This is a genomic window from Micromonospora sp. NBRC 101691, assembly GCF_030269285.1.
GTDB lineage: Bacteria > Actinomycetota > Actinomycetes > Mycobacteriales > Micromonosporaceae > Micromonospora > Micromonospora echinospora.
In genome coordinates this window covers 75,065-93,073 of the sequence record NZ_BSTB01000015.1, presented here as the reverse complement: position 1 = coordinate 93,073, position 18,009 = coordinate 75,065, and the positions used below count along the sequence as shown (strand labels likewise).

Here is an 18,009-nt window from a genome sequence, read left to right as displayed (position 1 = left end):
GAACCGACCCGGGGCCGGTCCCGTTGGGGTGGTCGATCCGGATCGCCGACGCCGCCTCCAACGGGGCGCCCCGGCCCCCGGTTCACCACCGGGACGAGAACTTTTGGCCGTTGTCGCACGGGCACCGGGGCGGGACGTCGATCCGGCCACTGAGCAGGTCGTCGCCGTGGCGACGAAGAAGGAGGGACCATGCCGGACTCCGGATCGGACGGTGCGCAGGCACCGGAGCCGCCGAAGAAGAGCAACGCCGCGCTGATCGGTGCCGCGGTCGCGGCGGGCCTGAGCTGCCTGGGATCTCCGGTGCTGGCCGTCGGTGGCGCGGCCGTGGTCTTCGTCCTCGGCGGGCTCGGCGTCCTGCTGGCCCCGCTGATCTTCCTCATCCTGCTCTTCGGCGGGGGCGGTTCCGGCATGGATCCCGGCCAGAGCGCGAACGACTCACTCGCCGCCGTGCAGGGCGATGGGAAGGGCGAACTCGACAGCGGCCAGGTTCCGGAGGCGCTCGCGGACACCATCGAGGAGGCCGGCGCGACCTGCACCGAGATCGGCCCGGTGGTGATCGCTGCGCAGATCGAGGTGGCCTCCGGCTGGGACCCGGCCAAGGTCGGCCCCGACGGCCGGCTCGGCATCTCGCAGCTCCCGCCCGACGTCTTCACCAGGTACGGCCAGGACACCGACGAGAACGACGAGACCAGCGCACTGGACGAGGAAGACTCGATCATGGCCCAGGCCCGGTACGTCTGCGCGCTCGCCGGTGAGGTGCGCGGACTCCTGGACAGCGGGCAGGCCATCGGCGACGTGCTCGACCTGACCCTGGTCGCCTACGACCAGGGCATCGAGGCGGTACGCGGGGCCGGCGGCATTCCGGACGACAACGGTGCCCAGGGCTACGTGGTGCAGGTCCGGGCGCTCTTCGGCAAGTACATGGGGCTCGGCGGACCACCGCCCTCGTTCCCGCCGACCGCCAGCGCGGACCCGGACGACGACTGACTCTCCGCTCCCTTTCCGTTCCTGCCAGGAGGATCCTCGATGACCAGCGGGCACGAGTTCCCGTCACCCGAGCCGATCACCGACCCCGGGTTCGACACCGCGCCCGGGACCGGAGCCGGCGACGGGAACGGTCCCGGGTTCGACAGCGACCCGCCACCGTTCATCCTCTACCTCGACGGCCCGGCGTACGCCGAAGCGCTCGGCCTGCTGGCCATGTGGGTGCACCACCTGCTCCTGCCGGTCTACGGCCGGGAGACCTCGTCGAACGCGCCGTGGTGCCCGCGCTGGTGGCTGCACCCGGAGGCGGTGGCCCAGCTCCACGGTCTCTGGATGGCCTGGCAGGAACTCACCGCGCCGGACGCCGGGCTCTGCGGCCCGGCGAACTGGCACCGCGACTACCTGAACCCGGTGCTCGCCTCGCTGCGGGACGCCGCCGGTCCCTTCGCCGGGTGCAAGCCCGGATCGCACCGCGCCAAGGACGTGCCGACGGTCGAGGCGTTTTAGCCGGTCCCGCTCGGTTCCGGCTGGTCCTGGCCGGTGCCGGCCGGTTCCCGCCGGGCGGGGGCGTCAGCGGGGGGCGTCGCCGCTGCGGGAGATCGGGGCGGTCACCAGGGCGGTGCCGTCGCCGAGGCCGACGGTGACGAAGGCCAGCTCCTCGGTGGGGAGCGACAGCTCCCCGGTCACCTCCTGCGGCCCGCTGGAGGCCAGCCAGTCCCGCACCACGTGGGTCCTGCCGTCCCGGGTGACCGCGAAGAGGCGGTAGCGCAGCCCGGGGCGGAGCCCGGTGGCGGTGATCCGGATGGTGGAGCCCCGGTCGTCGTCCGTGGTGATCGTGACGGAGAGGTTCACCCCCTGGCCGGGGGCCTCGCCGGTCCCGGTCAGCACCAGGTCGTCCCGGCCGCCGGGCACCAGACCGGTCAGCACCCCGCCGGCCAGCACCACGGCCAGCACGGCGGCCACCGCACCACTCCAGATCATCAGGCGTCGGCGCCTGCCGGCACCCGGACGGCTCCGGTCTGACCCGGTCGACGGCGGGCGGGTGCCGCCGGGCCGGGCGCCATCGGGGCGGAGACCGCCGGGGCGGGCGCCAGCGCCCGTCGACCGCCCGGGCCGGGCTCCGGCCGGACCGACCGACCCGGAGGCGACCGGCGGCACACCGGCGGGCGGCAGCGGCTCGACGGTGCCGGTGGACGGCGGCCCGGCGGCGGGCGGTGCCGGTGGGTCGGCGGGCGGCGGCCCGGCAGCGGGCGGTGCCGATAGGTCTGCAGGCGACGGCGACCCGGCGGCGGGCGGTGCCGGTAGGTCGGCGGGCACCACGGGCGGCAGCTCGGTGACGCCGGGTGGCGGCAGCTCGGCGGCGCCGGGCGGCGGCAGCTCGCCGGCGCCGGTCAGTGACGGCTCGGCGGCGATCAGCGCGGCCCAGTCGTCCGGGCCGAGCCCGGCCAGTCCGCTGGTCAGACCGCCGACCTCGCCGGCCTCGGCGAGGCAGCGCGAGCAGCCGGCGAGATGGGCCTCGAACGTCTCCCGCTCGTCGTCGTCGAGCGCACCGAGCAGGTAGAGAGCGAGCGTGGCCTGCTCCGTGGTGGGGCTCTCGCCGCCGCTGCGCATCAAGCCCCTCCTCACCCCGACATCACCACCCGGTGTTGCGGCCCTCGGGACGGCCTCCGTGCTGAGTGGTCGAGCGAGGGATCAGGTCGACTCCATCGAACCGATCGCCGCGTGCAGCGCGCGCACCGCATAGTACGTCCTGGATTTTACAGTACCCTCGGGTATTCCCAGCCGTTGCGCGGCCTCGGCGACCGAGGCGCCCCGGTAGTACATCTCGATCAGCACCGCCCGGTGTTCCGGGCTGATCTGCTGCAGCGCCAGCCGCACGGTGTGCGTACTGACCACCCGTTCCATCTCGTCCTCGGGCGAGGTGAGGCGGTTCAGGTCCGGGATGCTCACCTCGGGTGGTCGGGACTGGCGGGCCCGCAGCGCGTCGATCGCCACGTGCCGGGCCACGGTGTAGAGCCAGGGGGCGATCCGCTGCGGGTCGGCGGCGAGCGTGTCCAGGTGCCGCCAGGTGCGCAGGAACGTCTCCTGCACCAGGTCCTCGGCGAGCTCCTGCTGGCCGAGGAGCAGGCGGGTGAGGAAGCGCAGCAGCGGCGCACGATACTCCTCGTGGATGCGCCGCATCAGGGCTTCGGGGGCGGTCCCGGCGTCGCCACCGACCAACGGCCCGACCGCCTCGTTGGGCACCGCCGACACAGCCCGCCTCCCCCTGACGTACGGGTCGGACCCGCACCGTCGGGCCGGCACCGGCACATCGACGGTGGGCCCGTTCACGGGAAGGATAGCCGTACCCCTCCGGAGCGTGCCGCAGGTCGCCAGTGGATGGACGCCTCGGCCTCGGGTCCGGGCTCACCGCTCGAACCGCAGCCAGCGCAGGTTGGTGAACTCCTGCGGCTGTCCACTGGAGAAGGTGAGGTACACGTCGTGGACGCCGGTCACCGGGGTGAGGTTCCCCGGCACGGTCCGCCACTCCTGCCAGTCGCCGGTGCTCCCCACCGCGACCATCCCGACCGGGGCCTTCTTCCGGTCGTCGATCCGGATCTCGACCAGCCCGGTGACGCCCGGGTCGGCACCGGAGGCGACCCGCACCTGGAACCGCTTCGGCGGCCGGTCCCCGAAGTCCACCTTCTGGTATGCGACCCAGTCGCCGTCGGCGATGTTGCCGAGGTTCCGCCCGCCCTCCCGGCACGGCTCGGTACGGATGCCCGACTCCCGGTCGAAACCGACCGCCGCGATCTCCCGGCCGACCGTCCGGGACCCGCCCGGGACGCTCCCACGACCGGTCGAGCGGGGTTCCGGCGTCCTCGCCACCACCGTCTCCCGGGGCAGGACGTCGTCGGCGACCGGGCCGGCACCGAACGGGGTCAGCGTCACGGTCACCTCCCCCGGGTCGGTCTCCTCCAGGTACGCGGCGTGCCCGGCCACGTCGTCGAAGGGGAACCCGTACGCGCGCCCGTCGGCGGAGTGCCTGTGCAGCACCCGGGCATAGTGGTTGGTCACCGGCTGCCGGTGGTACGCCTCCCGGTCGGTGACCGGCTGGTCCGGGTTCGCGAGCACCGACCGGTTGAACCCCGCGCCGAGGATCGCCGCCACCGGGCCGGCAAGCCGGTCGTTCGGCGCGGCCAGCGCGCCGGCGCAGAAGAAGACGTCCCGGCTGGCGGGTCGGGTGAAGGCGCGTACCCCGCCGTCGAAGGTGAGCCGGCCGTCGACCACCCGGCCGGTGTAGCGCCCCTCGCGGGTGGTGACCCGCAGGTCGGTACGGCGGTACCGGTCCCAGATCTCGTCGACGTACCCGTCGTAGTAGTCGGCGGCGAACCGGCCCGACTCGATCCCGTGCCCGGGGGCGATGACCCGCAGCCGGTCGCCGACGACCAGCCGCTCGTAGCCGGGCTGGCTGGCCAGCTCGGCGAAGATGGCGTCCCGTCCCCCGTCGACGAGCTTGCCGGTGGACTGCTGACCGGCCGCCCCGGTCAGCCGGATCGACATCGGGATGCTGAACATGTCCACCATCGTGGTGTTGCAGAACATCCCGGCGGCGGTGTAGGTGAACTCACAGAAGTCGTGCAGCACCCCGAAGCCCGGATCGCTCTGCAGCCAGCCCACCGGGTGCTGGATGGCGGGCCTGCCGTTGGCGTCGGGCACCATCCGGAACCGCAGTGCCCCGTTCACGGCGAAGTAGATCCGACCGGACATCATCGGCAACCCGAACGGGGTGGACCCCGATCCGGCCAGCGGTACGCCCAGGTCGGCGTAGCCGTCCGGGTCCCGCTCGGCCTGGCTGATCGGGGTGAACCGGCCGCTCTCCCGGACGAAGCCCATCTCACCGGTGTCCAGGTTGGTGCCGACCACGTACATCCGGATGGCCGCGTTGCCGAAGCGGCCGGTGCTGTTCACCACCGTCAGCGGCAGGCCACCGGCCGCCCGCGCCCGGGAGAGCAGCGGCGTCGCCACCGCCGGCACCCCGACCACCGCAGCCCCAGCCGCTGCCAGCCCCAGCACCCTGCGTCGACTCACCATCTGCCACACCTCCGCGTCAGCGGCGCCGACCCCTTCGGCGACCGGCCCGGTCCGCGCGACGCCATGTGACGTGTACGTCGACGGCCGGGATCGGAAACGTTGACGGGCTAACATCCGGCTCGGTTCAATGCAGGCCCGGAGAACATCACGCGATTTCGATCGAGCCGACGGTGAACCGAGCGTGTCGCCCGCTCGTCACGACAGCGATGCCGCCACACCGAAAGGGATGGCCCCGTGAAACCCGACCTCCCGTCCGTCCGATCCCGACTCGCCCGTCTGCCCCACCGGCTGACCGCCGGCATCGCCGCCGGCCTGGCGGTGCTCTGCGCGGTGGTCGCCGCCGTCGGGTGGGGTGTCGCCTCGGCCCGGGACGACGATCTGACCGGCCGGACCGTCTCCGACGAGCTGACGGCCACCATCGTCGCCGCCGCGCGGTCCTGCCCGATGCTCACCCCGGCCCGGCTCGCCGGGCAGCTCATGGCCGAGTCCGGGTTGGACGCCCAGGACCGCCAGACCGCCTCCGGTGGCCGGGGCATCGCCGGGCTCGACGACGAGGAGTGGCGGAAGTGGGCACCCTGGCCGGACGCGGAGCGGGCGGACGGCACCGCGAACACCGTCGCCCTGGCCCACCTGCTCTGTGACCTGAGCGGTCAGCTCCGGCTGGCCGAGGTCGACGGGGACACCTGGCGGCTGTCGGTGGCCGCGTTCCACGTCGGACGGACGGCGGTGGAGAAGGCGCACAAGGTGCCCGCCGAGGCCGTCGAGTACGTCGACCGGGTCAGCGGCTTCGCCGCCTACTACGCCAGGCTCACTGCCTTCGGCGGGTCCGGGGACGTCCAGCCGACCAGCCAACAGCAGCCGACCCGGGCGGTACCGACCGAGTACGTGCCGCTGATCGTCCGGGCCGGCTCGGTCTGCGCGCAGGTGAGCCCGCAGGCCGTCGCCGCCCAGTTGATGGCGCTCTCCGGCTTCGACGCGAACCGGCTCGGCCCGGCCGGGCAGCGCGGCGTCGCCCAGTTCCTGCCCGAGGTGTGGGAGGAGTACGGCCCCGAGGGCACGTCGCCCTGGGAGCCGGAGGTGGCCGTCCCGGCGGTGGGCACGGTGATGTGCGCGATGACCCGGGACCTGGCCGGGCTGGAGGGCGATCCGTACCTGTTGGCGCTGGCCGCGTACCGCAACGGGCCCACGGCGGTGCGGCAGATTGGCGGCACGCTGGACAGCGCGACCGAGGCGTTCGTCCGCACCGTCCGGGAGTACACCGACTTCTACACCCTGGACGGCCGGCTCCGCCCGAGTGCCGCGCCGACGGTCACGCCGAGCGGGCCGGCCCCGAAGCCGACCGCCACGCCGACCGCCACGCCGAGCGCGCCCGCCCGGACGCAGGAGCCACCGAAGCCGGCTCCGACCACCGCCGCGCCGATCCGTCCCACCGGGCTCAAGCAGATCGTCGGCAAGCGCACCGGCTTCTGCCTCAGCTCGGAGGCCGGCTCCGACGGGACGCTGGTGGTGCTCCGGCCGTGCCAGGAGATCAAGGCCCACTGGTGGAACATCCGGACCGACGGCACCGTCCGGTCGAACGGCCTCTGCCTCGACGTCGCCTGGGGCGACACGACCGAGGGCACGCCGGTGCAGATGGCCCGGTGCAACGGGAGCAAGGCCCAGCAGTGGTGGCACACCGCCGAGGGCTGGTTCAAGAACAAGAACTCGAACACCTGCATGGCCGCGGACGGCAGCAGCAACGGCACCCCGATGGTGATCGGGACCTGCTGGCGCAACGGCATGCAGATCTGGTTCCCGCGGTAGGTCACGGGATCCCCGGGTAGCTCGCCGAACCCGGTCCGGGCCGGTCCCGCGCACCCTCGCCGGCGCGTGGGACAGGCCCGGACGGTGTTCCGGCCAGCAGGTGTTCCTGCGGGCCGGCCGGGTGACGCTGCTCAGCCGGCGTACGCGCGGCGGCGGTTGCGCAGCCAGAAGACCACCGCACCGCCGACGATCAGCGCCAGTGCCAGGACGACGGCGAGGGCGGCCCCGCCGACCCCGTCCCGTCCGGCGGCGACCCGGCTCCCGTCGTCCATGGTCCTGGCCACCGACACCCCGGGGTTGATCATCCCGTGGCCGTAGCGGGCGTCCGGGACCCCGTCGCCGAGCGCGTCGGCGGTGCCGAGGATGCGCTGCTCGACCTGGATGGCGGTGAGATCCGGGTACGCCGCCCGCACCAGCGCCGCCTGGCCGGCGACGAACGCCACGGCGACGTGGCTGCCGGTGTTGCTGACCACCCCGCTACCGGCGACGCCGAGGCCGGCCACGTCCACGCCCGGGGCGACGACCTCCACCGTCTTCTCCTGGTACTTCTCGGCGAGCTGGTTGTCGGGACCGACGCCGCCGACGAGCAGCAGCGCACCCGAGACGTCGGGGTCCGGCGGCGACGGCGGGGTGAACGGTTTGGTCGGGGCGCCGGCCACCACCAGCACGTCGTGGCCGAGGGCGGTGGCGATCGAGGCGGCCACGGTCGGGTCGGTCAGATCGACGTACGACCCGAGGGCCACCACCGAGGCCCCGGCGCTGACCGCCACCTCGATGGCGTTCGCGGCGTCGGCCGGCCGCCCGGTCCCGGTGTTCCGGATCATCCGGACGGGCAGGATGGTCGCGTCCGGCGCGAGGCCCACCGGGGTGTCCTTCGTGCTGGCGTCGGCGCCGATGAGACCCGCCATCGCGGTGCCCGAGCCGAGGCAGTCCATGTCGCCTCGCCCGTTGCCCACGGTCACGTCCGCGCCGACCGCGACCCGGCCGCTGAGCTGCGTGACTGCGGCGTCCACGCCGGAGTCGACAACGGCCACCATGATTCCGTTGCCCCGGGTCGACCCCCACGCCCCGTCGGCGGCGAGCCGGAGCTGGGCCCAGTTCGACTTGCTGCTGGACGCGCTGGTGGCGGTGCAGCGTTCCGTCCCACCACCGCCCGGCCGGCCGGTGCGCGACGGGGAGGGGGTCGGAGACGGGGACGGGCTGGCGCCCGGGTCGGGCGGCCCCGGTCGGCCGGGCCGCGACGGGCCGGGCCGGGCGCCGGGGGTGGCGGGGAGCTGGCCGTACTGCACGCCCGTGCCGGCGGCGTCCCAGGGCAGCACCAGGTGCCAGCCGGCGTTGAGCTTGGTCGGATCGGTCAGGCTGGCCCCGTCCCGCTGGACCCGGCCGGTGTTGAGCTGGTAGATCTCGGCGGAACGCTCCGCGCTGCCGAGGAACCGCCGGGCGATCTCGGAGAGGTTCTCCGGCGCCCCCTGGTAATCCGCCGCGACGACGTAGAACTTGACGTAGGGCTGGTTGTCCGGGGTGGACGCCGTCGCGGACGCCAGCGGCGTGGCCAGCAGCAGGCAGCAGGCCGCCGCCACCGCGAGCAGGCGGACAAGGGTGGGGTGCTTCGCCAGCACGGGGCTGTCCTCCTTCAGTCACCGCCGCCGTACGTCAGCGGCCGTCACCGTCTATTGCGGATCTGCGCCGGGTTCGTTCAAATCGATCTGAACCAAATTTCCTTGATCCTCGTCATGGGGAGGCCAGCCGACGGTACCGGGCGCGGATCAACGCGACGTTTCCCGGTCGATCGGCGTCGATCCTCCCGCCGTCGCCACACCGCGCGGATCGGGGAGGCGGGGACGAAGGGCGGGGACGGTGGGGACGGAACTGGCACAGCCGGCACGGTCGGCGGGCACCGAACCGGCGTACCCGGCGGTCGACGGGGGCATCGAGCGGCTGCCGGCGACCCGGCGGTTCGACCCCCGGCGGCACCGACGGATCAGCGGCCTCTTCGACCTCTGGTTGGAGACCGATCCCGACGGCGGGCTGGTGATGCCGACCGCGCCCGGCCGGCACCTGGACGCCCGCGCCGTCGCCGACCTGGTCCGCCGCTCCGGCGACACGGCCGACGACGTCCGGATCCTCGCCGACGACGGGGCACGGTACACCGACATGTTCAGCGAGGTCGCCGGTCTGCTCGGACACGACGTCCTGGTCAGCCCGGTCGGGGCGGACATCCGGCATGTCACGGCGCGCCGGGCCGGCGCCGACCCCGAGCCTGATTGTGGGGACGGCGGCGCTGCGGCCCCGCTGCACGCCGTGCCGCTGGACCGGGTCACCCGCCGGCCGCTGGACTGGATCGTCGTCCAGCCACCGGACCTCGCCACCGGGCTGCCGGGCTGGTTCACCGTGGACCATGGCCTGGTCCGGCCGCGTACCGGGGTGGTCGGGCTGCCCCTGCCGGACGGTGTCGCCCTCGCCACCCGAGCCGACTTCGTCACCCGCCGGGCCATCGCGCAGCAGCTCGGCGCCGCCGCCGACGGGATGGTCACCGTGGCCGTCACCGCGCGGTCGGGCGGCTTCCTCGTCGGCACGTACCGGGGAACCCAGGCGGTGCACAGCGGCGACCAGCTCTCCGCGCTCCTCGGCGACCTCCCCCTCTACGGCTGTGACCTGCGGCTCTGGCTCACCTGGCCATCCGACGCCGACGAGCAGACGCGCCTCGCGGAGCAGGTCGGCGAGCTGGCCGAGACCAGCGGCGCCACGGTCTGGACCCCACCGCCGGGCGGCAGCGCCGAGCTGGTCGAGCAGAGCCGCGACCTGCGGGCACTGGACCGGGCCGGTACCCCCGCGCCGTGGCAGGCCCACCGTCCCCGGTACGCCGCCGGGCAGACCGGCTTCGCCTCGACCGACGACGGCCGTCTGATGTCGCGGCTGGCCCGCGACCGCGTCACGGTGGACCGGCCGGCCCAGCCCGCCGCGCCGACCCGGCACGTCGGAGCGGCCCAGCACGTCGGACCCGACCAGCACGCCGGGCCGACCCGGCACGCCGGAGCGGCTGCCCCCGGGGACGGCAGCGGCGACGGAGACGGCAAAGGGCCGCCGGTTGCGGCGGAGGAGGAGCCGGGCTGGTCGCCGGTCCCGGTGCTGCCACGCCCCGCCCTGGTCGGCGAGGGCCGGCGGGTTCCCGAGTACGGCCCACCGTGGCTGCCCCGGGGACAGCAGGTCAACGCCGAGGAGTTCGAGGCGTTCGTGCCGGCACCCGGTGACCCGGCCCGGCTGGTCAGCCACGGGGTGCCCAGCGCCGAGCTGTTCCTGGTCGGCTTCCTCGACGCCCGCTCGGCGCCCCGGGGCTCGCACCTGCTCCGGGTCCGGATCCAGCCGGGCGGCGCGATCCCGGTGACGGTGCTCCGCTCCCACGTGCCGGCGCGTTTCCAGCACCTGATGAGGATGCCCGACTCGTACCTGCTGCCGGCTGCCCGCCTGGACCTGGTCCGGTCGCTCGGCGGTTTCCACACCGAGAAGTTCGGCCGGCTCGTGTCCAGCGGGGTCGAGGGTGGACCGGTCCGCATCCACTCCGCCCCGGGCAACGGCTCTCTCGCCGGCCTCTCCCACGACGTACGGCGGTGGCCGACGCTCGGTGCCGGCCGGGCGTACGCGCTGCTGCCGGCGAAGCCGGCCCGGCTGCCCCGGGGCTGGCTGCGGCTGCACCACCAGCCCCCGCCGGCCCGCCCCGGCCGGCTGATGGTGGAGTTGCGGGTGCCCCGGGGACGGAGCATCGACGTCTCCGCCACCGCCGGCGCGCTCGCCGGGCTGGCCCTGGTCCGGACTCCGGCGCAGCGGCTGCGCACGGCCGGCGTCGAGCTGATCCTCGGCAGCCGCTCGTACGAGCGGGTGCGGGTGGAACGGGCGTACCGGGCGCACGAGGGGGCCTGGCGGCGTGACCCGGCGGTGTCACCGGGCACCCTGTCGGCCGTGGTCGCCGCCCGTCAGCCGGCCGCCGCCGGGGCCGGCTCCGACGCCAGCACCTGAACCGACCACCGGCCGCCGGGAACCGCACCGAACGCCACCGGCACGCAGCGGCCGTTGGTCGCCGCAGCCAGGCCGCGCGCCCGGCCGAGTTCGCCGGGCGGCGGTTCGGCCACCATGATCACGTACGGCTCGGGGAGCGGGTCGCCGGGCGCGGGGAGCTGGGGCAGCCCCGCCACGGTACGGCAGCCCGGTGGCGGCTCGGCGCCGAGCGAGTCACCGACCACCGACACCCCGACCCCGCCGGCCCGCAACTGCCGGGCGAAGTGGACGGCCACCCGCCGGCACGCCCCGACCTCCCCGACCAGGGTGAAGGCGTCCGGCGTACGGCCCAGGTCCACGTGCAGCCGCCACGGCCCCCGGCGGCCGAGTTCGAGGGGCACCGTCACCGAGGGCAGCGGCTCGCCGTCGCCGACCCAGGCGTACGCGGGCGCGCCCCGGCCGGCGGCCACCCCGACCAGGCGTACCCGGATCGGTCCGACCTCGGTGCTCAACTCGGCCACCAGGTACGGGATCTCCCCTTCCGTCGGCACCTCCGGACGCGGGATGTCCGCCCCGGTCACCGCCGGCAACGGAGACGGCGACGCAGCCGGAGCCGGAGCCAGAACCCGGACCGGATGAGCCGGTGACGTAGGTGACGGCAGCGGTGGCGAGGTCTGTGCCGCTGCTGGCGCGGACACCGGTGCCGACGGCGTGGACGGAGGCGGTGGAGGCGACGGCGTAGTCGGTGGAGGCGTGGACGGAGGCGACGGCGTAGTCGGTGGAGGCGTGGACGGAGGCGACGGCGTAGTCGGTGGAGGCGTGGACGGAGGCGTCGGCGTAGTCGGTAGAGGCGTGGACGGAGGCGGTGGAGGCGATGGGGGAGGCAACGGCGACAGAGGCGGTGGCGGCTCGACCGACGCGGGAGCGGAAGGCGGCGGGGTGGGGGGCGGCACGACAGGAGGCGGCGCGGCTTCGCCGCTCGTGGCGGCGAGTTCGGCCGGGGTCGGGGTGTGATGCCGCTCGGGCGGCCAGGGGCCCGTGTCGTCCAGGGAGCCGGCGAGCCGCCGCTGACCGCCCCGACGCAGCAGTGCCACCGCCAGCACGGCGAGCGCCACCGCGAGCAGCGCGGCTGCGCCGCGTACCAGGAGGGTCTTGGCCTGCTCGCCGTCCGCCCGCCGCCCGGCCTCGGGCGGTGGGGCGGCGATCCGGGAGGTGGTCGCCCTCGACGCGGGCCGCGAGGCGGACCGGGACGGCGCTGGAGTGCGCGGAGCGGGGGTGGCCACTGGTGGGGAGGTCACGGACGGCCGGACCGCCGGACGGCTCGGCTCCGGGCGGGGAGGCCGGGGTCGGACGCTCGGCAGCGGCCCGACCCGCACCCCCGGCCCCTTCGCGTCCTTGGGCAGCACGAGGATCCACCCAGGGCGGAGTTCGAGCCCGTCGGTGAAGGTGCCGCCGTCGGGCTGGGCCCGCCCGTCGTTGAGCGCGACGATCTCCCGGAACCGGTTGCCGTTGCCGAGGGTACGCAGGGCGATGGCGTAGAGGTACTCCCGCTGCCCGTCGACCGGCGGCCCGACGACGTAGTACCGGCCGGTCTCGGCCGGCGCCGCTCCTGCCGCCGGGGCCGGGGCGAGGAGGAGCAGCCCCACCGCCAGCAGCACCGACGCCAGGGCTCGACACATCACCACCATCGTCCTCCAGATTTTCCCGTCCACCGACATCCTCGCGGCGTTCCCGGCTCCCTTCTACGCAGCTACGCACGGACGGTTCAACGGACTCTGCGGCGGCCTGACCGGACGGATGAACGCCTTCCACGGCCGTGTGTCGACGGAGGACAACCAGGACCCCGAGTCATCCCGAAGCTGGCAACTCAGCCGGGCGAGCACACTCATCCAATCCGACCTCGACATCGACCGAAGCCGCTCCCTACCCTGGCAACGCCGCGTCCAGGCCAGCCAACTCCTCACCGCGCTACGCATCCCGCAGCGAGGATCCACCGCCATCGTCGTCGGCGAACCCCATGCCGTCGACGGCAAACGCCTACGCGCGCTCACCCCAGACCGGCTGCGGTTGCGGATACCACGCTTCTCACCGCCGGGCTCGACCGGCTTGCTGAAAACCGCTGCGGCGCGGTGCCGGAGAGGGCCGTCGCGGGATCCGGGTTGATGCTGTGCGGCGATCGGTGTGGATCCGGTGTGGTAAGGGGCCTGTCGGTCAGGTTGGACGATGGCGCGTCACGCCCTGGCGAGTCGTTCCCGGAACGGTCCGCTGCCTGACCAGGCGTTCACCGATTTACGAGACGTCCTTCAGTCACCACTCAGCAGGGGTTCCCGGGCAGTGAACGGGGGACCATCGCGGGCCTGGCGTGGTTGTCGGCACAGGTTGCGCGTTCCACGCGCCGGACTCAAGCTGCGAGCGGTCACTTGAGCCAGTCGTTGCCGGGCAGTTTGCTGAGCTGCCGGATGTCGAGCGTCGGCGAGACCGATGACGTCGGGACGACGCCGAAATGCTCCATCGCTTTCCGTACCCACTCGGCCGCGTCGATGTTCAGGGGGCCGGAGACCCACATCGCGTACGGCAGGTTGACGAACCGCCCATCCTTGACCGCCTTGAGGTTGCGGGATGCCGGGTTGGCCCTCAAGGTGTCGACCTTCTGCTGGTACGACTGGCCCGGGTAGTCGACGAAGAAGATGACGTCAGGATTCGATGCGGCGAGCCGCTCCCAGCCCACCTCGGTCCAGGTGTCCTTCACGTCAGCGGTGGCGTTGGTGACCCCTGCGGCGTCGAAGATGGCCTGCGGGCCGCCGTACGAACCGGAGGTGAAGATGGCGTCGGTCCCGGAGTCGAAGAGGAACGCGGTCGGCTTCCCGCCCTTGGGCGCGGCGGCCAGCGCCGTCCGCCGCTTCTCGATGTCGGCGACGACGGTGTCCGCGGTCTCGCGGTGGCCGGTCAGTGTGCCGACGTTGCGCAGGTCGGTGGTGAGCGCGGTCCACGCGTCCATCGTGCCGCGAGCGCCGTTGTCCTGCTTGCAGGTCTCGCTGAGCAGGTAGGTCTTGATGCCGTGGGTCGTCAGATCCTCAGGCATCAGGTTGCGGGACTCGCTGAACCCGTATCCGTAGCCGGCGAACATCATCTCCGGGTTGACCGCCAGGACGTTCTCCAGGGTGGGGTGCTCGTCCCCGACCTCCTTCAGCTGATCGATCCGGGCTTCGGGATAGGCGAGCTCGAGCACGTCCCGGTCCTGGTCCATTCCGGTGACGGCGATCAGCTGGTCGCGTGCGCCGACGGACAGCACGATCGAGATGATGCCGCCGTCGTACGCGTACAGCCGGGTGACGGGCTTGTCGACGCTCACGTCCTGCCCACAGTTCTGGACGGTGATGGCGCCGGTGGCCGCGCTCGATCCGGCATCGCCGGAGCTGCACGCGGTGAGGGTGAACAAGGCGAGCACACAAGCGGTGACCCGGGTACGGCCAGGTGGGAAGACGGTCATGCCGGTGAGGTGTCCTTCCGGGGATGGATGAGCAGATGGTGCTGCGGGAGGTCGGGGTGGGGCACCTGAACGGAGCCGACGCCGAACTGCGTCTCGACGTGGTGAGCGCCGAGCACCTCGGCGGGCGGGCCGACGGCGACGATGCACGCTGGCTCCGACGTCCGGTCGCTGCCCGCGCGCCAGCCGACGAGGGCCAGCCGGTCGAAGAAGCGCAGGGCGAGATCGAGGTCGTGCACGGTGGCCACCAGGGTTCGGGCGCGGGTGGCGAAGACCTCCAGGAGGTCGAGCTGCCAGGCGACGTCGAGGTGGTTGGTCGGCTCGTCGAGCAGCACCGTCGGGCACTGCTGGGCCAGGCCGCGAGCCAGGACGGCCCGGCGCCGCTCGCCGCCGGACAGCTGGTCGGCGACGGTGTCGATCCGGCCGGCCAGTCCGACGGCGTCGAGGGCACCGAGCACGACATCGCGCTCGGTGCGGCCACCGCGGGCCCAGGGACGGGTCTGCGGCACCCGGCCGAGGGCGACCATCTCCCCGACCCGCAGCTCGGACGTCGTCACGTCCTCCTGCGGCACGTAGGCGAGCTGCCGGGCGCGTTCCCGGTTCGGGAGCCGCCGCAGATCGACCAGTCCGCCCCGCCCGTCGGCGATCAGCGCGGTTCCGGAGCTGGGGTGCAGCACTCCGGCCAGCACCCGCAGCAGCGTCGTCTTCCCGGCACCGTTGACCCCGACGATCCCGAGCCGGCTGCCGTCGGCGACGTCGAGGTCGACTCCACTCAGCACGGTGCGGCCGCCCATCCGGGCGGAGACGTCGTGCAGGCGCAGGGCGGGGGTCATCGGTCACCACCGAACCGGTACGAACCTCGGCCCATGAGCAGCAGGAACAGGGGCGCCCCGAGCACGCCCGTCACCACGCCCAGGGGAATCTCCTGCGGTCGCACCATCACCCGGGCCAGCACGTCGACCCAGACGAGGAAGACCGCACCCGCCACCGCCGCGACCGGCAGGACGACCCGGTGCCGGGCGCCCACCACCAGCCGGGCCGCGTGCGGAACGATCAGCCCGACGAACCCCACTCCCCCGCTGACCGCGACCAGCACACCGACGACCACGGACAGGATCACGAACAGCGCCGTACGCAACGCGGCCACGTTGATCCCGAGAGCCGCAGCCGTCTCCGGCCCGGCTGCCAGCGCGTCGAGCCAGCGATGCACAACCAGCAAGCCGGCCGCGAGGACGACGACGAACACGGCGGGTATCACAAGCTTTTCCCAGGTGGCTCCGCCGACGCTACCCAGCATCCAGAACATCACCGAGTTCGCCGCGCGCTCATCGTCGCTGAGAAAGACCAGCAGCGAGGCGATCGCTGAGAACCCGGAGGAAAGGACGACACCGGAGAGCACCAGCCGGATCGGGGTCAGTCCGCCCTGCACGGTGGCGATCAGCCAGATCAGCAGCGCGGATCCGACCGCCCCCAGCAGCGCCCCGGTCGAGACTGCGTAGAGGCCCAGCCCGGCAAGCGCGCCGGTGGTGAGGGCCGCGGTGGCACCCACCGAGGCGCCCGAGCTGATACCCAACAGGTAGGGATCGGCCAGTGAGTTGCGTACCAGGGTCTGCATGCCGGCCCCGGCGATCGCCAGGCCCGCGCCCACGACCAGCGCCAGCAGCGCGCGGGGCAGGCGCAGTTCCCAGATGATGACGTCCCAGCGGCCGGCCGGCCTGCCGGAGAAGCGGTCGGTGACCGCCGCGACGACCTCGGTGAGCGGGATTCGCTCGGAACCGAAGGCCAGCGAGGCGATCACGCTCAGGACCGACGCGACGGCCAGCACGAGCAACAACGGCCAGAACGGCAGCCTACGCCGGGGCATGATGCGGCCTCTCAAGTCTGGAGACCCTGATCGCGAGAGTCCACTGACGAGCATGTGAGCCGACAGGTCTTCGGACTTGGGGTCAACCGGCGGCACGGCCTTCCCAGAGAAGTACTCTCCAGTGGCGAAATCGTGCCGCCGTCGCCCGTACCGCTGCGCGCCAGTCCCGGAATCTCACCGGAGTTCCCTGGCATCCCTCAGGATGCGGTCGACTCGACCGGGACAGTACCCGCACCAGGCGGGTTCCGCCACTGAGGACTCCGCCCTCGTGACATCGACCACTGATCTGCGTCGAGCCGCCACGGCGTGTGCGAGATCCCCCGCGATCGCCGGGAACTCAGCGGCCGCGGGTGACGACTGCCACTTCGACGACCGCGTCCGCACCGATCGATGAATCCAATTCCGCCGATGCCCCGCCGGCCACCCACCCCCGGTCCGCCACTGATTTCGGCCCGCTGCTGCGGCTGCACTTCTACGCGGGCATCCTGGTCGCCCCGTTCTTGCTGGTCGTTGCCCTGACCGGGGCCACCGACACCACCGGCCCAGCCGCCATCCGGGCTTTCAAGGTCAGAACTTCGCGACCGAGTCACCGCCAACGACGACGAGATCACCAGGGATACCCACGTCAGCGTCACTGCTCGACGCCGCCGAGCGCGTCGGCGAGGCACATCCCATGGCTGGCCTTGGTCGGACAGCCAGGGTCGCCGTGGTTGCGCAGCTAGGACCGCAGATGGTGTGGGCGACGAGCCGGCTGTGGTGTCAATGCCCGCTGGCGAGGGCCTCGCCCAGCGGCGTCCGCGTGTGCAGCACCCGCGGACCGGCGCGCCGGCTGTCCACCAACCCGGCGGCGCGCAGCACGGTGAGATGGTGTGACGCCGTCGACGCCGCCAGGCCGGTCAGCTCGGCGCATTCGGACGTCGAGAGCGGCTGCTGGAGGTCGAGAAGGAGCCGGGCCCGGGCGGAACCCAGCAGGGCGGTGAGCGCGTCGAGCACGTCTGCGGCGGGGCGGTGCCAGGTCTCGGAGACGCCGTGCGCCGGGTAGAAGATGGTCGGCTGTGAGGGAGGCTCGGTAAGTACGGCACAGCCTCGGGTGGCCATGATCGAGGGGACCAGAACCAGTCCGGTGCCGCCGCAGTCGATCGTCTCCCCGTGGTGCCGCAGTTGCACCTCGACGACCTCGTCGCGCCAGCTCACCGTGGAGTGCAGGGTGGCGGCCATCGCGGCGAGTCCGGCGTCGCTGCTGCGCCGGGCACGCACCGCGATGTCGGCGCGCAGCAGGCGCAACATCTGCGGCCATACCGGCGCCAACAGCGTCTCCCACACCTGTTGCCAGGCCGTGACGATGGCGGTACGGGCACGCGCCGGGTCGGCGATCATCTCCTGGATCTCCCGCTGCCGGGCACCCGCCGACCGGATCTCCATCTTGTGCAGGTCGAAACGCAGTCGCTCGTCCGGCACCTCGCGCAGACGCTCCAACTCGTCCTCAGGGGTCATATCGCCCGACGGGGTGGCGGTCAGGAAGTCGGGCAGGTACCCGTCGACGCCGCTGATCACCGCCATCAGGCGGAACGCCTCACCGGCCGGCACACCGTGCTGGGCGCGGAACCAGCCCCAGTGCAGCGGGGCTACCTGCGGGCGGAGCATGACGCGGATCGCGTGGACAAGCTCGTGCCCCGGTGAGATCCCGAACCGAACCGCGGAGATGTCGGACGAGCCCAGCCGGAACTCCACCACCCTTCGATCCACGTCGAAAGGATAGGTGAGACGGCAATGAGCCCCGGATAGTGGAGATCACCAACGACGG

At 73.2% G+C, this 18,009-nt stretch carries 13 protein-coding genes and 1 riboswitch; of the genes, 4 read left to right on the top strand and 9 right to left on the bottom strand.

Annotated elements, in window-relative coordinates; genetic code table 11:
- The first annotated feature begins 189 nt into the window (after positions 1 to 189).
- Together QSK20_RS21930 and QSK20_RS21925 are read left to right on the top strand one after the other, a co-directional pair.
- Positions 190 to 987: a transglycosylase SLT domain-containing protein gene (locus QSK20_RS21930; RefSeq protein ID WP_285790473.1), complete on the top strand. Its 798-nt coding sequence runs from the start codon at positions 190 to 192 to the stop codon at positions 985 to 987.
- A 39-nt stretch (positions 988 to 1,026) separates the two neighbouring features.
- Positions 1,027 to 1,491, top strand: coding sequence for a DUF4913 domain-containing protein (locus QSK20_RS21925; RefSeq protein ID WP_285790472.1), 465 nt, complete (start codon positions 1,027 to 1,029; stop codon positions 1,489 to 1,491).
- A 63-nt stretch (positions 1,492 to 1,554) separates the two neighbouring features.
- Here the strand turns inward: QSK20_RS21925 and QSK20_RS21920 are convergent, their stop codons facing one another.
- The 3 genes from QSK20_RS21920 to QSK20_RS21910 form a co-directional block, all read right to left on the bottom strand.
- Positions 1,555 to 2,595, bottom strand: a complete 1,041-nt coding sequence (locus tag QSK20_RS21920) for a zf-HC2 domain-containing protein (RefSeq protein ID WP_285790471.1) — start codon at positions 2,593 to 2,595, stop codon at positions 1,555 to 1,557.
- 81 nt (positions 2,596 to 2,676) lie between these two features.
- Positions 2,677 to 3,237, bottom strand: coding sequence for a sigma-70 family RNA polymerase sigma factor (locus tag QSK20_RS21915; RefSeq protein WP_285790470.1), 561 nt, complete (start codon positions 3,235 to 3,237; stop codon positions 2,677 to 2,679).
- A gap of 153 nt (positions 3,238 to 3,390) precedes the next feature.
- Entirely contained in the window at positions 3,391 to 5,058 is a 1,668-nt protein-coding gene (locus QSK20_RS21910) for a beta-1,3-glucanase family protein (RefSeq protein WP_285790469.1), read from the bottom strand.
- A gap of 234 nt (positions 5,059 to 5,292) precedes the next feature.
- Between QSK20_RS21910 and QSK20_RS21905 the strand changes: the two genes are divergently transcribed.
- Positions 5,293 to 6,861, top strand: coding sequence for a ricin-type beta-trefoil lectin domain protein (locus tag QSK20_RS21905; protein WP_285790468.1), 1,569 nt, complete (start codon positions 5,293 to 5,295; stop codon positions 6,859 to 6,861).
- 131 nt (positions 6,862 to 6,992) lie between these two features.
- Here QSK20_RS21905 and QSK20_RS21900 read toward each other — a convergent pair whose 3' ends face one another.
- Complete coding sequence (locus QSK20_RS21900; protein ID WP_285790467.1) at positions 6,993 to 8,480, bottom strand: S8 family serine peptidase; 1,488 nt, start codon at positions 8,478 to 8,480, stop codon at positions 6,993 to 6,995.
- 238 nt (positions 8,481 to 8,718) lie between these two features.
- On the opposite strand from QSK20_RS21900, the gene QSK20_RS21895 reads away from it, so the two are divergent.
- Positions 8,719 to 10,875 carry a hypothetical protein gene (locus QSK20_RS21895; RefSeq protein WP_285790466.1) on the top strand — a complete coding sequence of 719 codons (2,157 nt, stop codon included), beginning with the start codon at positions 8,719 to 8,721 and terminating at the stop codon, positions 10,873 to 10,875.
- Here the strand turns inward: QSK20_RS21895 and QSK20_RS21890 are convergent.
- The 5 genes from QSK20_RS21890 to QSK20_RS21870 form a co-directional block, all read right to left on the bottom strand.
- Positions 10,833 to 12,533, bottom strand: coding sequence for a hypothetical protein (locus QSK20_RS21890; protein WP_285790465.1), 1,701 nt, complete (start codon positions 12,531 to 12,533; stop codon positions 10,833 to 10,835). The genes QSK20_RS21895 and QSK20_RS21890 overlap by 43 nt on opposite strands.
- 737 nt (positions 12,534 to 13,270) lie before the next feature.
- The gene (locus tag QSK20_RS21885; protein WP_285790464.1) at positions 13,271 to 14,344 is read right to left on the bottom strand and encodes an ABC transporter substrate-binding protein; all 1,074 of its coding nucleotides are present in this window, start codon (positions 14,342 to 14,344) and stop codon (positions 13,271 to 13,273) included.
- A complete protein-coding gene (locus QSK20_RS21880) occupies positions 14,341 to 15,174 on the bottom strand; it encodes an ABC transporter ATP-binding protein (RefSeq protein ID WP_285790463.1) in 834 nt (277 codons plus the stop codon). Before QSK20_RS21880 ends, QSK20_RS21885 begins: the two co-directional genes overlap by 4 nt.
- Complete coding sequence (locus QSK20_RS21875) at positions 15,171 to 16,205, bottom strand: FecCD family ABC transporter permease (RefSeq protein WP_285790548.1); 1,035 nt, start codon at positions 16,203 to 16,205, stop codon at positions 15,171 to 15,173. Before QSK20_RS21875 ends, QSK20_RS21880 begins: the two co-directional genes overlap by 4 nt.
- 44 nt (positions 16,206 to 16,249) lie before the next feature.
- A riboswitch (cobalamin riboswitch) is annotated at positions 16,250 to 16,433 on the bottom strand.
- A gap of 531 nt (positions 16,434 to 16,964) precedes the next feature.
- Positions 16,965 to 17,951, bottom strand: a complete 987-nt coding sequence (locus tag QSK20_RS21870) for an ArsR/SmtB family transcription factor (protein ID WP_285790462.1) — start codon at positions 17,949 to 17,951, stop codon at positions 16,965 to 16,967.
- Between the last annotated feature and the right edge of the window lie 58 nt (positions 17,952 to 18,009).